This window comes from Brevundimonas sp. LPMIX5, assembly GCF_003576505.1.
Lineage (GTDB): Bacteria > Pseudomonadota > Alphaproteobacteria > Caulobacterales > Caulobacteraceae > Brevundimonas > Brevundimonas naejangsanensis.
In genome coordinates this window covers 15161-31126 of record NZ_QWTZ01000014.1, presented here as the reverse complement: position 1 = coordinate 31126, position 15966 = coordinate 15161, and the positions used below count along the sequence as shown (strand labels likewise).

The window sequence follows — 15966 nt, the reverse complement described above, 5'->3', positions numbered from 1 at the left end:
GCCCGGCGGGAGAGGGGCTGGGACCATCAATCCACGTGCTGGGCGTCGTCGATCTTGATGACCGCGCCGGTGGTGTAGGCCGCCGCGTCCGAGGTCAGGAAGCTGATGGTCGGCGACAGGGCGTCGATGGGCATCAGACGCTTGCGCGGCAGCTTGGCGATCATCTTTTCGCCGGCCGGGCTGGTGAACCATTCCTCGTTGATGTCGGTCAGCATATAGCCGGGGCAGACGACGTTGACGCTGATGCGCGCCCGCGACCACTCATTGGCCAGGCCGCGTCCCAGCATGACCGCCGACGCCTTGGAGGCGCAGTAGGCCACCAGGCCGGTCAGGGCGTGCAGGCCGCCCATCGAGGCCAGGATGACGACGCGGCCACGCTCGGACCGGCCGCTGGCCAGCAGGCGACGCCCGCCTTCGCGCGCGGTCAGGAAGACGCCCCGGCTGTTGACCGCCTGGATCTGGTCGAACTCTTCAATGGACAGATCCGTGGCCGGGCCGTCGGCGTTGACGCCGGCGTTGGCGATGACGGTGTCGACCAGGCCGAAGCGCGCTTCGGCGGCGTCATAGCCGGCGATGACCGAGGCCTCGTCGGACACGTCCATTGACACCGCCAGGGCCTTGCCTCCCGCCGCCTCGATCTCAGCGACCAGAGCGGCCAGGCGGTCGGCGCGACGTGCGGCCAGAACCACCTTGGCCCCGCCCCTAGACAGGACGCGAGCGAACTCGGCGCCGATGCCCGAAGAGGCGCCGGTGATCAGGGCCACGCGACCGTCATGGCTCAGTTGGGTCATGCTTGTTTCCTCTCGCCTTGTTCTTTTTGGGAGGCGGACAGCCAGGCGCGCGTCATGGCGCTGGTCCGGGTCCGCTGCAGTTTCTCGTTGAGCCAGACCGCCGCCGCGCACAGGGCGTCGACATCGACCGCCATGCGCCCGTTCAGGGCGTAGGCCACGTCCTCGGAGGCGACATTGCCCGCCGCGCCGGGCGCGAAGGGGCAGCCGCCCGTGCCGCCGATGGAGGCGTCCACCGTCACGGCGCCCGCCGCCACGGCCGCGACGGCGTTGGCGACGCCCGTGCCGCGCGTGTCATGGAAATGCACGCGCACCGGCAGGGGCCGCACGGTCTCGACCACCGCAGCGACCAGGGGCGACACCTCGTCCGGCCGCGCCACGCCGATGGTGTCGGCCAAAGCGATCTCCAGCGGACCGAAGGCGGCCAGGCGCCGCGCCATGTCCACGACCCGCGCCGGATCGACGGCGCCCGACAGGGGGCAGCCGAAGGCGACCGAAATCGTGACCTGGGCGTCGCGCCCTGCGGCGCGCGCCTGTTCGATCACACGCCCAGCCATGGCGAGGCTCGCGTCCACGTCCAGGCCCTGATTGGCCGTCCCGAACACATCCGAGGCGGCGACCACGATCCCCAGCTCATCCACGCTCGTCGCCAGGGCGCGCCCGGCTCCGCGCTCGTTCAGCACCAGGCCGATGGTCCGCACGTCGTCGCGACGCGGCAAGGCGGCGATCACCGCCTCGGCGTCGGCCATCTGCGGCACGAGCCTGGGATTGACGAAGCTGGCGACCTCCAGCCGCCGCGCGCCAGCCGCGATGGCCTTCTCGATCAGCAGCACCTTGTCGGCGGTGGACAGGAGGGTCTTTTCGTTCTGAAGGCCGTCGCGGGCCGAGACCTCGACCAGTTCGATCATGCTCCGGTCTCCTTCGGCGCCGCCAGTTCGTGACGATAGCGCGGCTGGTCGACCGCCAGCATGTCCAGCGCCGTGCGGCGCAGATGGTCGAACACCACTGCATCGTCGGCGCTGACCGTCCCGTCGCGCAGCGCCTCGGCCAAGGCGAGGTTCAACGCGGCGTAATCGCCGTCGCGGCCCAGGATGGCCTGCATCCGGGCCACGGCGGCGGCCGCGGCGGCGGGCCATTGCGTCAGTTCGCGGGTGACGATGCCCAGCGCATTGGCCGCCACCTTGCGGTGAAAGCCCTCGGCCGGAGAGGCGGCGTCGTTCAGCCAGGCGGCCGTCGCCTCCAGCAGTTCGTCCTTGCGCGGTCCTTCGATCATCGCGAGGCCTCCATCAGAGCCAGAAGGTCGACTTCGCATTCGCTGAGGCGGCGCCCGATCACGGCCCGCTCGACCGAGCGCGAGGCGCCGGTGGCGAAGGTGCGGTACATCATCATCGTCACCACCGCCCATTTGAACGTGCCCACCGCCTGCCAGAAGCGCACACGTTCGACCGACAGCGGTTCGCCCCCCGCCACACGATAGGCCTCCAGCAGGGTCTCCAGATCGGCGAAGCCGCCGACCGCGCGATGCGTCACGCCGAAGCGCCAACTGTTGACGCACAGCCAGCCCAGGTCCTCGGCCGGATCGCCCAGGTGGGCCAGCTCCCAGTCCAGAACGGCGGTCAGGCCGGTCTCGGGATCGACCATCAGATTACCGTTGCGGAAGTCGCCGTGCACCAGACGCGGCGCGATGGGCTCGGGCAGGCGCGCCTCCATCCAGCGCAGCGCCGCCTCCATGACCGGACGCGGGCCGCTGCTCTTGCGATAGATGTCGGCGTAGCGCGCCAGAACGGCCCGCGCGTCCTGCGTCTCCAGCGGCGGCAGGGCGGACAGGTCGATGGCGTGGATGCGGGCCAGGGTCTCGCCGCACTGGCGGCCCAGGACCGCGCGCGCCGGGGCGAAGGCGGGATCGGCGGCGATGCGGCGACCCAGCGTCTCGCCCGCCACCCGTTCGACCACATAGGCCTCGCCCAGCCCGTCGGCCTCGATGCAATCGCGCACCAGCCGGGCGACGGGCGCCCCGGCGGCCTCGGCGGCCTGCAGCAACTTCGCCTCGATAGGCAGCGGCAGGGAGGTCTCGAACACCTCGGCCTCGCGGCCCCCGCCGCGACGGCGCAGGATCAGCGGACGGCCAGCCCCCTCGCCTTCCCCCGCGCCCCGCACGTCGAAGGCCCAGGTTTCGAGGCTGGCGCCCCCGGTCAGGCGGCGCAGGCCTGTGGCGCGTTCGCCGCCAGGAGCCAGCAAGGGAGCCAGGGCGTTCAGCCGCGCCAGGACGAAATCGGTCGCGTCGGCGGCGCTGGAAGGATCGGATGCGGACATGGCTCGATTGATGGCCGCACAGGCCGATCTTTGTCAAATAGATTGACGTTTATTGCACGCACGGCACAGGATGCGTCAAACGACCTTCCCCTAGTTTGAGAGCCTCCGATGAGCGTCCACCCCGGCCCCGCCGCCTACACCCAGGAAGACATCGACCTGTTCCGCGAGGGCCTTTGCAAATTCCTCGACGCTGAATGCGCGCCGGAGAAGATCGAAGCCTGGAACCGCAACAAGATCGTCGAGCGCGAGATGTGGACCAAGGGCGCCGAGTTCGGCCTGTTGGGCCTGTCAGTTCCTGAAGAATACGGCGGCATGGGCGCTGACTTCCGCCACGAGCGCGTGCTGATCGAGGAGTTCGGCGCGCGCGGCATGGAGGGCTGGGGCGTGCCGCTGCACAACATGATCGTGGCCCCCTACATCATCGCCTTCGGCACCGAGGAGCAGAAGCAGGCTTGGCTGCCCAAGGTCGTCTCGGGCGGGATCGTCCTGGCCATCGCCATGACCGAGCCGGGGACGGGATCGGACCTGCAGGGCATCCGCACCCGCGCCCGGCTTGAGGGCGACGAATGGGTGCTGAACGGCCAGAAGACCTTCATCTCCAACGGCCAGACGGCGGACCTGATCCTGGTGGTGTGCCGCACCTCGGACAACGGCTCGCGCGGCATCTCCCTGATTGCGGTGGAGGGCGACCGCCCCGGCTTCACCCGGGGCCGGAACCTCGACAAGATGGGCCGCGACGCGCAGGACACCTCCGAGTTGTTCTTTGAGGACGTGCGCGTCCCGGCGTCGAACCTGATCGGCGGAGCCGAGGGCAAGGGCTTCGGCCAGTTGATGGCCATGCTGCCGCAAGAGCGTCTGGGCATCGCCGCCATGGGGCTGGCCATCCTGGAACGGGCGCTGAGGCTGACGGTCGACTACACGCGCGAGCGCCACGCCTTCGGCAAGGCGCTGATGGAGTTCCAGAACACCCAGTTCACCCTGGCCGACATCAAGGCCAAGGCGGTGATCGCCCGCAGCTTCATCGACACCTGCACCGAAAAACTGATCCGGGGCGAACTGGACGCGGCCACCGCCTCCATCGCCAAACTGTGGATCACCGAGACCGAGCTGGAGGGCGTCAACAAATGCCTGCAATTGTTCGGCGGCTATGGCTACATGAACGAATATCCCATCGCCCAGCTCTACAAGGACGCCCGAATCGACACCATTCACGGCGGCACGTCCGAGGTCATGAAGCTGCTGATCGCCCGCACGCTCTGAACACAGGGGCCGCCAAGCGTCAGTTTACACTTGGCGGCTCAGCCGGAGCAGCGGCATAAGTCGATCCTGGGAGAATGCGATGATCTTGAACTCCGACTATCTGATCGTGCCGCTGCTGGCAGGATTCGAGTGGTTCGACGAAAGCCTGCAGATGAGCCTACGCGAGGCTGGCTGGCCGCACCTGACCCGGCCGGAGTCCATGGTGATGATGCACGTCCAGCTAAACATCGTGCGCCCGGCCGACATCGCCCGCAGCCTGCGCCTGACCCGTCAGGCGGTGCATTCGACCATCAACTCCCTGGTCGAGCGCGGCGTCTTCGAACTAGTAGATGATCCCACCGACGGCCGCATCCGCATCGTCCAGCTGACCGCCATGGGTCGAGCCATGCGCCAGGACGCCCAGAAGATCGTCGATCAGTTGTCCGGCGAACTGGGGCGGCGCATCGGGCCCAAACAGGTCAAGGCCCTGCGCGAGGCATTCGCCTCTGACTGGGGCGCGCCCTACCTGTGCAGCCTGGGCGAACCGGGCCAGCGCGGCGCCGATTTTCTTAAGGACGCCAATAAAGATTAGTAAAGTAGCTTGACGATCAACCCAGATCGAGTTTGTCTAATTTCTTGACAAGCGGCTCGCCAAGAGGCCGCAGTCAGGAGGAAGGAAACCACGGTCGGATCGCGGCCGCACGCCTCCTCGTCACAAATATCGCTCCGGCCTTTTCAGGCAGGAGCCGCATGGGGAGGAAACGCATGCGCTACCGTTACGTCATGCTGCTCGCATCGAGCAGCCTCGTTCTCAGCTCGGCCGCCATGGCGCAATCCGAAGCGCCCGTGGCGCCGACGGACCAAGCCAACGCCACCACCGTCGCCGATATCCTGGTCATGGCGCGCAAGCGCACCGAACGCCTGCAGGACGTGCCGATCTCGGTCAACGTCACCAGCGGCGAGGAACTCGCCAGCCAGGACATGCGCAACCTGGAAGCCCTGTCGGGCTCGGTGCCGAACCTGCACATCCAGGCCACGCCGGGCAACAACGCCATCTACATCCGCGGCATCGGCTCTTCGCCGGGCAACCTGGCCTTTGAGCAGTCGGTCGGCTTGTTCGTCGACGGCGCCTACGCCGGTCGCGGCCGCCAGTTCGCCGCCCCCTTCCTGGACGTGGCCAGCGTCGAAGTACTGCGCGGCGCGCAAGGCGCCCTGTTCGGCAAGAACACCGCCGCCGGCGCCATCAACATCACCTCCAATGGCCCGCGCGCCGAGCGTGAGCTCGCGACCACTATCACCGGCACGGTCGACGGCGACAACGGCTTCGAGATCACCCAGATCGTCTCCGGTCCGATCACGGACAAGCTGCTGGTCCGCCTGGCCGGCAAATACAGCGACAACGAGGGCTGGCTCGAGAACACGACCACCGGCGACCACAATCCGGGCCGCGAGGATCTGATCGGCCGCGCCGTCATCGACTATCTGGCCAGCGACACCCTCTCCTTCCGGCTGAAGCTGGAAGGCGCCCGCCAGGAGTTGACCGGCCAGCCGATGAGCACCGTCGCCCCCGGCGGCTCCAAGTCCTTCACGCGCACGACCACACAGGGCGCGCCGGACTATGACGACACCAACAGCTTCAACGGCGTGCTGACGATCAACAAGGATTTCGCCAACGGCGTGACCCTGACCTCGATCACCGCCTATTCGGCCTTCGACTACGACAAGCAGATCGACAGCGACTTCACCACCACGCCGCTGCTGCGCTCCATCTTCCAGGAGGAGTTCAACCAGATCTCGCAGGAAGTGCGCCTGACCTCGTCCAACGAAGGCGCCCTGACCTGGATTGTCGGCGCCTATGCGCACAGGAACGAGATCGACATGGACCAGAGGTCCTACATCCTGATGGGGCCGTTCGACGGCGGCACCGATCGCCGGTTCGAGCAGACCAACGAGAGCTACTCCCTCTACGGCCAGGCCACCTACGCCTTCAACGACCACTGGAAGCTGACCGCCGGCCTGCGCCAGACCTGGGAAGACAAGTCCGCCAACCAGACCCGCGCCGTCATGGGCGCCGTGCCGCCGACGTGGCTGAACACCCCGCTGAGCGGCCAGCGCAGCGAAAGCCAGCTCGATCCGTCGGTGCAGGTCCAATATGTGGTCGATCGCGACCTGATGTTCTACGCCTCCTACGCCAAGGGCTCGAAGGCCGGCGGCTTCGTCGGCGCCCAGTCGACCGGCGGCCAGGACACCTTCGAGTTCGAGGGCGAAACCTCGCAGTCGGTCGAGATCGGCACCAAGCTGACGCTGCTGGATGGCCGGGCGACGCTGAACCTGGCGGCCTATACGTCCAAGTTCGACGACCTGCAGGTGTCGGGCTACAATGCCGCGATCGACGCCTTCATCACCACCAACGCCGCCAACGCCAAGAGCCAGGGCGTCGAGGCCGAAGGCACGTTGCGCCTGACGCCGTCCGTCAGCCTGTCGGGCTCGCTGGCCTATAACGACGCCAAATACGACTCCTACCCGACCGCACCGTGCATCTATCACAACGGCGTCGCCCCGGTGGCCGGCTGTGTTGAGGACATCGGGGGCACCCGTCTGCCGCGCGCGCCGAAATGGTCGGGGGCGATGACGCTGAACGTCGACCATCCGCTGGACAACGGCATGCGCCTGCTGGCCGACGCCACCGTGCGCGGCCGCAGCGGAACCTACCTGGAAGAGAACCTCAGCCCCAACTCCTATCAGGAAGGCTTCTCGAAGGTGGACCTGCGCTTGGGCGTCGCCTCGGCCGACGACCGCTGGACCCTGGCGGTGATCGGCCGCAACCTGACCAATGAATGGACCGCGTCCCACGCCTTCGGCACGCCCTTCCTGGCCGGGTCCCAGACCTATGTGGTCGATCCCGGCCGGGTCGTCTCGATCCAGCTGGGCCTGCGCTACTAGGCGAGGGCCGCCGTTTCGTCGTCCTGACCAGACCGGGCCGTCGCAAGACGGTCCGGTCTTCACTTCCTCCCCCGCTTGAGGCGCCTCTCGCATGAAACGCTTGCTGACCTTCCTTCTGGCCGCGGCGATCGCACCCGCGTCCGCCGCCGCCCAGGCCCCAGACCAGACCGCCTATCCCGACGCCCAGGCGTCCGATCCCGTCGCCATGGGCTGGATGGTCGGCGCCCCGCCCCCGCCCGAACGGCTGATCCAGCGCGATGACATGAGCTTCATGAGCTTCCCCCAGCTTCGGTGGAGCTTCTCGCACTGGCGCCACTTCATGCCGACCGCCGAGATTTCTCGCGGCGACGAAGCGGCTAGCGTCCTGCCGCGGCGCCTTCGGGACGATCTGGACGAGGTCCGGTTCACACCCCTGGGCGGCGACGCCCCGATGACCTGGGCCCAGTCGCTGGACGCCAACTACACCGACGGCGTCATCGTCATGCACAGGGGCGAGATCGTCTATGAGCGCTATTTCGGCGCCCTTACGCCGAATGGCCAGCATATCGTCCATTCGGTGAGCAAGTCCTTCACCGGTACGGCGGCGGCCATGCTGATCGCCGAGGGCAAGCTCGACCGCGACGCGCCGGTGGCGCGCTACATCCCCGAATTGGCCGACAGCGCCTTTGGCGACGCCACCGTGGGCCAGGTGATGGATATGACCACGGGCCTTGCCTATTCCGAGGTCTATACCGACCCGAACTCCGACGTCATCGCCTTCCTGCGGGCCGGGGGCACGGTGCCGCGTGCGGCGGACTACGACGGCCCCAGAACTACCTTCGACTACCTCAGGACCCTGACCAAGGCCGGCGAGCACGGACAGGCCTTCGCCTATAAGTCGGTCAACACCGAGGTCTTGGGCTGGCTGGTCGCACGCGTCAGCGGCCAGACGCTGGCCCAGGTGTTCAGCGAACGTTTCTGGAAGCCGATGGGGATGGAGCGCGACGCCTATATCCAGGTCGATTCCTCCGGCGCCGGCTTCGCCGCAGGCGGACTCAACATGCAGTTGCGCGACCTCGGCCGCTTCTGCGAAATGATGCGCAACGAGGGGGTCTTCAACGGCCGCCGGATCGTGCCGTCCGCCGTGGTTCGCGACATCGCGACCGGCGCCAGCCCGACCGCCTTCGCCAGCGCCGGCTACGCCACTCTGCCGGGCTGGAGCTACCACAACCAGTGGTGGGTGTCGCACAATGACCATGGGGCCTATATGGCGCGCGGGGTCCACGGTCAGGCCTGCTACGTCGACCCCAAGGCCGAGATGACCATCGTGCGGTTCGCCTCAAGCCCCCTAGCGAGCAACGCCCTGCTCGACCCCTTGTCCCTGCCCGCCTATCAGGCGATCGCCGAGCATCTGATCGCTGCCGCGCAGGACTGAGCCTCGTCCCGCCGGGGAGACACTCGAAACAGAAACGGCCGACCCTGCGAAGGATCGGCCGTTTTTTAGGCCGAAGCCTCTTCCTCTACGGGCATCAGAACGTCGTCTTTATCCACTCCACGAAGACCGTCGCCCCCTCGGCCGCCTTGTCGGGCTGGCCCGAGTAGTAGTGGTTGGCGCCCTTGATCACCGCGTGGGTCTGCGGCGCGTTGACCGCCGCCGCCATCAGGCGGGCGGCGTGGCTGGGGGTGCAGGCGTCATCGGCGCTGTTCTCGATGACCAGCATGGGCACGCTGATCCGCGCCGCGCATTTCAGGCCGTCGGCGTTGGAGTCGTCATAGGACCACTGCGACAGCCACGACCGCAGGGTCGAGAAGCGCGCCAGGCCGACCGGGCCGTCGTTGACCACGACGGGGTCGCCCAACATGCAGTAGTTGGGACGACGGTCGCTGGGCTCCAGGGTCGCGTCGATGAAGCGCGGGTCAGCCATCGTCCCCTGCACGACGAAGCCGCGCTCGTGATTGTGCAGGCCCTGCGCCTTCAACTCCGCCAGCTGGGCCTTCACCCAGGCGGTGATGCGGCGGTTGCGGGCGATCTGGGCGTCGCGATAGCGGGCTACGTACTCCGGCGAATAGGGCGCCTGGTTCGTGTTGGCCGGGTCGTAGATGTTCAGTTCGGGATCGCGGTCGAACGGGCGGCTCTCGTCGGTGATCGAAGGGTCGATCCATTCGGTCAGGGTCAGGTTGCGCGACAGGTGCGCCGCCAGCAGGGCGATGCCGTCCGCCGGGATCAGGTTCGCCTTCGTCAGGTCGATCGGATCGCCCGCCGGGGTCTGTGTCACGGTCGGGTTCTCGGCTTCCGCCTGATAGAAGAGCGACAGGGCGCCGCCGCCGGACCAGCCGCCGAGGATCACCTTCTCATAGCCCAGCCGCTCCTTCGCATCCCGGACGCAGGCGCCCAAGTCCAGGGCGCACTTCTCCATGATCAGGGCGTTGTCGATGCCCCGATAGCGGCTGTTGCAATAGATGACGTGGACGCCCTGCTTGGCCAGGGCCGCCGGCAGGGGCAGCCAGGCGCCCCCGCCGATCGGGTGCATCATGATGACGACGGTGTCGGACGGCGTGTCCGGCTTCAGCAGGTGGGCCTCCAGCACCACCGAACCCTCGGCGCCGCCATAGGTGTCCTTGAACGCCGCCTGCTCCTGGAAGACGATCAGATAGGGGGTGCGCTGGTACTTCTTCTTCGTGGAGGCGCCGCTCATCCCTTGAGCTCCGACTGCGGTTTGCCGCGACGGTCCAGGACCTCGGCGCCGAACTTGGCTTCCTTCTCGGCGCGCGTCTGTGCGGTCCAGGCCTTCAGCACCTGCGGCAGGGCTGCGCCCTCTTCGGCCAGGATGCGGTCGTGGTCGGCGGTGCGGGTGGTGATCTCCACCTGGATGCCGTTGGGGTCGTACATGTAGACCGAGCGGACGAAGTGGTGCTCGACCGGGCCGAGGCAGCTGACGCCGTGCGAGCGGATGCGCTGCTGCATCTCCAGCATGTGCGCCTCGTCGCGCGCCTGGATGGCGATATGCATGTCGAAACTGTCCTTGCGCTTGAACCAGGCCGGATCGGCGGTCGAAGGCGCATCGAAGAAGGCGACGAAGTTGGTGTCGCCCATCTCGAAGAAGATATGCATGTAGGGCACGGGATCGTTCGTGCCCGGCACCTCGTCCAGCACGATGCCCGCCGAGGCCTTCATGCCCAGCACATCCTCATAGAACCAGCGCGTCTGTTCGGCGTCGCGGCAGCGGAACGCCGCGTGGTGCAGCGAGCGCAGCCCGCTTTCAGTGGTGATCGGCGTGGTCATGAGACTGAACCTTCCTGTCGTTTCCTGTGTGGGATCGACTCCATACCGGCCGTCGATGTTTGTCAAATTGCTTTACGTTATTCACCCTCCGGCCTAGGCTCGCTTCAAACAGAAGGAGGAGCGCGCATGGACTTCGAACTGCCCGCCGAGATCACCGACTATCTGGCGGAATTGGACGCCTTCATCGCAGCCGAGATCGTCCCGCTGCAGGCGCAGGACGACAACGAGCGCTTCTTCGATCACCGCCGTGAATGGGCCCGCACCGACTTCGACAACGGCGGCCTGCCGCGCCACGAGTGGGAGGCCCTGCTGGGCGAGGCCAAGCGCCGCGCCGACAAGGCCGGCCACCTGCGCTTCGCCCTGCCGGCCGAGTTCGGCGGCAAGGACGGGTCGAACCTGGCCATGGCCGTGATCCGCGAGCATTTCGCCGCCAAGGGCCTGGGCCTGCACAACGACCTGCAGAACGAGCATTCGATCGTCGCCAACTATCCGCAGGTGCTGATGTTCCGCGACTTCGGCACGCAGGCGCAGAAGGACGAGTTCATCGCCGGGATGCTGGACGGCGGCCGTTCGGTCTGCTTCGGCCTGACCGAGCCCGAGCACGGCTCGGACGCCACCCACATGGACACCATCGCCGAGCCCCAGACCCGCGATGGCCAGCCGGGCTGGCGCATCCACGGCGAGAAGATGTGGACCACGGGCATGCACGTGGCGACCCACGTCATGGTCTTCGCCCGCACCTCGGGCGAGGCGGGCGACGCGCGCGGCATCAGCTGCTTCCTAGTCCCGGCCGAGGCGCCGGGGGTCAAGGTCGAGGAATACCTCTGGACCTTCAACATGCCGACCGACCACCCGCGCGTCAGCTTCACCGATGTCTGGGTCGCCGAAGACGCCCTGTTCGGCCCCTTGGGCGGAGGGTTGGAGCTGGCCCAGCATTTCGTCCACGAGAACCGCATCCGCCAGGCCGCCTCCTCGCTGGGCGCCGCCGATTTCTGCGTGCGCGAGGCGGTGAAATATGCGCGTGAACGCAAGCCCTTCGGCAAGCCGCTGGCGGTCAACCAGGCGATCCAGTTCCCGCTGGTCGAACTGGCCACCCAGGTCGAGATGCTGCGCCTGATGATCCGCAAGACGGCGTGGGAGATGGACCGCATGTCCAAGCCCGAGGTGGCCTCCAAGCTCTCGGACCGCGTCTCCATGTGCAACTACTGGGCGAACCGCCTGGTCTGCCAGGCCGCCGACACGGCCATGCAGGTGCACGGCGGCATGGGCTATTCGCGTCACAAGCCGTTCGAGCACATCTATCGTCACCACCGCCGCTATCGCATCACCGAGGGCGCCGAAGAGATCCAGATGCGCAAGATCGCCGCCTGGATGTTCGGCTTCGCCGGGCCGAACAAGGTCGCCCGCGCGCCGAATCCGGACGCCTCATCTGGCGCCAAGGCATGAGCGAGCCGCTGATTGTCGCCTACGCCGACCTGCCCGGTCTGGCGGGACGCGACCTCGGCGTGTCCGACTGGCTGAGCCTCGACCAGGCCCGCATCGCCCGCTTCGCCGACGCCACCGAAGACCATCAGTGGATCCACGTCGACGTCGAGCGGGCCTCGCGCGAGATGGGCGGCCCCATCGCCCACGGCTTCCTGACCCTGTCGCTGCTGCCGCGCCTGCAGGACGACCTGCTGCGCATCGAGGGCGCCGACAAGGTGCTGAACGTCGGCGTCAACAAGGTGCGCTTCGTCAGCCCCGCCCCCAGCGGCGCCCGCCTGCGTCTGCGTCAGACGGTGGCGGCGGTCGAAGCACGCGCCGGCGGCTGGCAGATCGTCAGCGACTGCGTGATCGAAGGCGAAGGCCTGGTGAAGCCCCTGTGCGTGGTTCAGAGCGTGATGCTGGCCCTTCCGGCTGCGAGATCGGAAGCGGTTGCGGCCTAGATAGTAAAGTAACTTGACATATTATTCTGCCGTCGCACTATGAACCTCGTCATGTTCGGCAACGGACCAGACGTAGGGAGGACATCGCCATGGACGACGACATGCTGGCTCCGGCGCTGAAGAGCGCCTTGCGTAATCTGGTCCGCTCGGTCGTGGTGGTCACGGCCCAGCACGAGGGCCGCCCCTACGCCATGGCGGCCACGGCCGTCAGCGAGGTCAGCATGCACCCGCCGTCCATGCTGGTCTGCATCAACCGCAACGCCGCCATCTTCCAGGCCATCGACGCCGGGTCGGACCTGGTGCTCAACGTGCTCGGCTCGGACCATGAAGCGGTCTCGCGCGCCTGCGGCGGCGGGGTGCGCGGCGGCGAACGCTTCGCCATCGGCGCCTGGGACGACGGCGAGGACGGCCGCCCGCCGGCCCTGCGCGACGCCTGCGCCGTCATTCACCTGAAGCAGGCCCATGTGGTCGACCACGGCAGCCACCGCATCGTCATCGGCGACGTTCTGCGGGTGGACCTGCCCTCGCCTACGCCTCCCCTCGCCTATTTCGCCGGCCGCTATGTACAGGTGGCGGCCGCCTGAACCATCTTCGCCCCAAGGCCGCGCAGACGGCTGGGCTTTATAGTGGAGTGAGACATGCCCCGGATCGACCGTCGTTCCCTTCTGGCCGGTATGGCCGGCGTCAGCGCCGCAGGCGTCGCCCCGCCGGTGCGCGCCCGGCCCCGCGCCCCGCGTGACCCGAACCAGCCGCTGAACGTCCTCTTCATCGTCACCGATCAGGAGTTCGGCCTGCAGTCCTATCCCGACGGCCTGCTGGACTATCTGCCCGGGCACAAGGCGCTGCTGGAACGCAGCCTGCACCTGCCCAACTACCATGTGCACACCACGCCCTGCACGCCGTCGCGCGCCGTCATCTACACCGGACAGCACACCCAGAAGACCAAGGTCTATTCCAACGCCGAACAGGGCGCCGTCCTGACGCCCGAGATCGACACTCTGGGCGACATGATGCGGGCCGCCGGCTACTATTCGACCTACAAGGGCAAGTGGCATCTGTCGAAGCTGCCGACCGCCGCGCCGGGCTTCCAGCGCGAGTTCCCCGACACCACCGACGCCATGGAGCCCTTCGGCTTCTCCGACTACAATTTCTACGGTGAAGAGATCGGTCTGACCTGGGCCGGCTATCGCACCGATCGCGCCGTGACCGGCGACGCCGCCATGCTGATCCAGGACCTGGCCAGGGACCCGAAGAAGCGCGAGGGCAAGCCCTGGTTCATGGCCGTGAACCTGGTCAATCCGCACGACATCATGTTCTACGACGCCACCGGCGAACAGGCCGAGACGCGCGCCGTATGGAACCTGGCCGGGGTCATGCGCGCCGAGCCGGGCGATGAACTCTATCAGACGGACCTGGGCTTCCCCCTGCCCCGCAGCTTCTATCTGGACGACCTATCGACCAAGCCCGAGGCGCACAGCGGCATCGCGGCGCTGGACGTCAAGACCTATGGGGCCATGCCGAGCGATGACGAGGCCGCCTGGCTGCGCTTCGTCAACTACTACTGCAACTGCATCCGCGACGTGGATCAGAACATCCTGACCCTGCTGTGGGCGCTCGAGAAGTCGGGCCAGATGGATGACACCATCATCGTCTACACCTCGGACCACGGCGAGCGGGCCGCCGCCCACGGCATGCGCCAGAAGGGCGGCACCATCTACAAGGAAGAGACCAACGTCCCGATGTTCATCGCCCACCCGGACGGCGCGCGCGGCGTGACCAGCCAGGCGGTGATGAGTTCGGTCGACATCGCCCCGACCCTGCTGGGCTTCGCGGGCAAGGACGAGGCCTGGGCCAGGGCCAGCTTCCCCCAACTGGTGGGCCACGACCTGTCGGGCCTGACGCGGACGCCCGACGCCCGCACCCGGCGCGACGAGGAAGGGCATCTGTTCAACTACGGCGTGCTGCTGTCGTGGGAGCGGACAAACAAGAACTATCTGGACCGCCCGGTCTTCGATCTGTCGAAGCGCCGCGTGCACCGCGGCGTGTTCGACGGCCGCTATAAGTTCGCCCGCTATTTCGCGCCCAGCCAACACCACACGCCGACCACCTGGGAACAGTTGATCGCCTACAACGACCTGGAGCTCTACGACACGCGCACCGACCCAGACGAGATCATCAATCTGGCCACGCAACCCGAGCGCCACAAGGATCTGATCCTGCGCCTGAACGCCATGACCAACGCCCTGATCGCCCGTGAGGTCGGCGAGGATCGCGGCGGCGAATACCCTGGCCCGGTTGAACAGTACAACACGCTGACGTTGAGCTAATGAGTTTGTCAGCCCAAGCATGCCGCTTAGAACAACGACGAATTGGGCCCTTGCGATTTGCACCGACCATGCCCAGCAGCGGCCCAATGTAATAGTTGTATCGCCGCTCCTTTGGCCGGACGAACGTCGGCCGCATCAATTGTCCGAATTCATCGAAAACCTTCCTCCTAAGAGGCGCGCGCTCAAGGTCGGGCTTGCGAGACTTCCACGTTGCGCTTCTCTGGAGAAGCAGCGCCCGGACGGTGTCAAATATCTGTCTATCCACAATGGCCTCATGTCGGCCTTGGTAGGTCACGCTTTTGTGGCAGATCAACCCGAGATAGATCGGGTTCTTGTCAGGCATCGCATCCTCCTGAAAAGACGAAAGCGACGACTAAAATCACATAAGCCCCATAATATTGGGCCCACCGCCAACACCACAATAATTTCTTTATTTTTAATTAGTTATTGTCTTATCTGATCATTCCCTCGCCAGGTTGGCCAAGCTTCTTCCCCTTGCGCCCCACCGATCATGGCGACAGCATCTGCACCGACGGAACCGTTTCGAGCGGGTTCTTGAGCCGTGTTGAATCGGCACTTCCAGAAGTGTCGCGCAGCGACGACTCGCCCGTCCTCCAAACATCCCGATCGCAGCGCGATATAGAGGAGCCGCTCGAAAGTCAGACGCCCCGATAGCGACGACCAGTGCGCTTGAAATCAGGGGGTTCCAGACCTGACGCGCCCGTGGAACCGGAGATGGTCGCAGCATTCCAAAGGAAATCTCCCGAGGCTTGCTCGATCGGCTGGGGTCGACCAGGCGGTCCGGCACGCGTCGAACAGCTCCCCGGCAGAATCCGGTGTGAACGGCGTCTGTGCTTGCTGTCCGTCTTTCGGCCTTAACCCTTTCCGCTGCCTTCCTGTCGCCAGGAGCAGGGACGGGCCTGTTGAGGATGGGAGAATTGCCTCCCCTTTCATTGAAAAGCCCTGCCACATGAATGGATAAAGCGCCGCTTTATCAGCTAAGCCCACAGGCCTTCAACGCTATGGACGCCTTCGTTTAAATACATCACGCACGCCCACTAAAGGCGCACCCCCGCTCCACACGCCAAGTTTCAGGTGCAAATTCGGAGTGATTGACACAGCGCTCGAGTTATGGCGACATCGCTCGTATTCATAAAGATACATGTTCA

The 15966-nt window shown here is 66.5% G+C and carries 14 protein-coding genes; 8 read left to right on the top strand and 6 right to left on the bottom strand.

Translation table 11 applies throughout. The annotated features are described in order from the left end of the window. Positions 1-26: 26 nt before the first annotated feature. The 4 genes from D1604_RS12305 to D1604_RS12290 are packed head-to-tail and all read right to left on the bottom strand — an operon-like array spanning position 27 to position 3101. The gene (locus D1604_RS12305) at positions 27-791 is read right to left on the bottom strand and encodes an SDR family NAD(P)-dependent oxidoreductase (RefSeq protein ID WP_119413523.1); all 765 of its coding nucleotides are present in this window, start codon (positions 789-791) and stop codon (positions 27-29) included. Continuing rightward, positions 788-1696 carry a hydroxymethylglutaryl-CoA lyase gene (locus D1604_RS12300; RefSeq protein WP_119413522.1) on the bottom strand — a complete coding sequence of 303 codons (909 nt, stop codon included), beginning with the start codon at positions 1694-1696 and terminating at the stop codon, positions 788-790. The genes D1604_RS12305 and D1604_RS12300 overlap by 4 nt, the downstream gene beginning before the upstream one ends. Beyond that, a complete protein-coding gene (locus D1604_RS12295) occupies positions 1693-2061 on the bottom strand; it encodes a DUF6285 domain-containing protein (protein ID WP_119413521.1) in 369 nt (122 codons plus the stop codon). Before D1604_RS12295 ends, D1604_RS12300 begins: the two co-directional genes overlap by 4 nt. After that, a complete protein-coding gene (locus D1604_RS12290; protein WP_119413520.1) occupies positions 2058-3101 on the bottom strand; it encodes a phosphotransferase family protein in 1044 nt (347 codons plus the stop codon). The genes D1604_RS12295 and D1604_RS12290 overlap by 4 nt, the downstream gene beginning before the upstream one ends. A 108-nt stretch (positions 3102-3209) precedes the next feature. Between D1604_RS12290 and D1604_RS12285 the strand changes: the two genes are divergently transcribed. The 4 genes from D1604_RS12285 to D1604_RS12270 all read left to right on the top strand — a co-directional run bounded on the left by D1604_RS12285 (position 3210) and on the right by D1604_RS12270 (position 8697). Continuing rightward, entirely contained in the window at positions 3210-4361 is a 1152-nt protein-coding gene (locus D1604_RS12285; protein ID WP_119413519.1) for an acyl-CoA dehydrogenase family protein, read from the top strand. A 79-nt stretch (positions 4362-4440) separates the two neighbouring features. Continuing rightward, complete coding sequence (locus D1604_RS12280) at positions 4441-4932, top strand: MarR family winged helix-turn-helix transcriptional regulator (protein ID WP_024354848.1); 492 nt, start codon at positions 4441-4443, stop codon at positions 4930-4932. Positions 4933-5105: 173 nt separating this feature from the next. Then, positions 5106-7283, top strand: a complete 2178-nt coding sequence (locus tag D1604_RS12275) for a TonB-dependent receptor (RefSeq protein WP_158584929.1) — start codon at positions 5106-5108, stop codon at positions 7281-7283. Positions 7284-7374: 91 nt separating this feature from the next. Continuing rightward, entirely contained in the window at positions 7375-8697 is a 1323-nt protein-coding gene (locus tag D1604_RS12270) for a serine hydrolase domain-containing protein (RefSeq protein WP_119413517.1), read from the top strand. 94 nt (positions 8698-8791) lie between these two features. Here the strand turns inward: D1604_RS12270 and D1604_RS12265 are convergent, their stop codons facing one another. Then, on the bottom strand, positions 8792-9958 hold the full coding sequence (locus tag D1604_RS12265) for an alpha/beta hydrolase family protein (RefSeq protein WP_119413516.1): 1167 nt from the start codon (positions 9956-9958) through the stop codon (positions 8792-8794). Continuing rightward, positions 9955-10545: a VOC family protein gene (locus D1604_RS12260; protein ID WP_024354852.1), complete on the bottom strand. Its 591-nt coding sequence runs from the start codon at positions 10543-10545 to the stop codon at positions 9955-9957. The genes D1604_RS12265 and D1604_RS12260 overlap by 4 nt, the downstream gene beginning before the upstream one ends. 126 nt (positions 10546-10671) lie before the next feature. Between D1604_RS12260 and D1604_RS12255 the strand changes: the two genes are divergently transcribed. The 4 genes from D1604_RS12255 (at position 10672) to D1604_RS12240 (ending at position 14797) form a co-directional block, all read left to right on the top strand. Beyond that, complete coding sequence (locus D1604_RS12255; protein ID WP_024354853.1) at positions 10672-11991, top strand: acyl-CoA dehydrogenase family protein; 1320 nt, start codon at positions 10672-10674, stop codon at positions 11989-11991. After that, positions 11988-12470: a MaoC family dehydratase gene (locus D1604_RS12250; RefSeq protein WP_119413515.1), complete on the top strand. Its 483-nt coding sequence runs from the start codon at positions 11988-11990 to the stop codon at positions 12468-12470. Before D1604_RS12255 ends, D1604_RS12250 begins: the two co-directional genes overlap by 4 nt. Positions 12471-12559: 89 nt before the next feature. Further along, complete coding sequence (locus D1604_RS12245; protein WP_024354855.1) at positions 12560-13054, top strand: flavin reductase family protein; 495 nt, start codon at positions 12560-12562, stop codon at positions 13052-13054. Between the two features lie 54 nt (positions 13055-13108). Then, entirely contained in the window at positions 13109-14797 is a 1689-nt protein-coding gene (locus D1604_RS12240) for a sulfatase-like hydrolase/transferase (protein ID WP_119413514.1), read from the top strand. Positions 14798-15966 lie beyond the last annotated feature (1169 nt).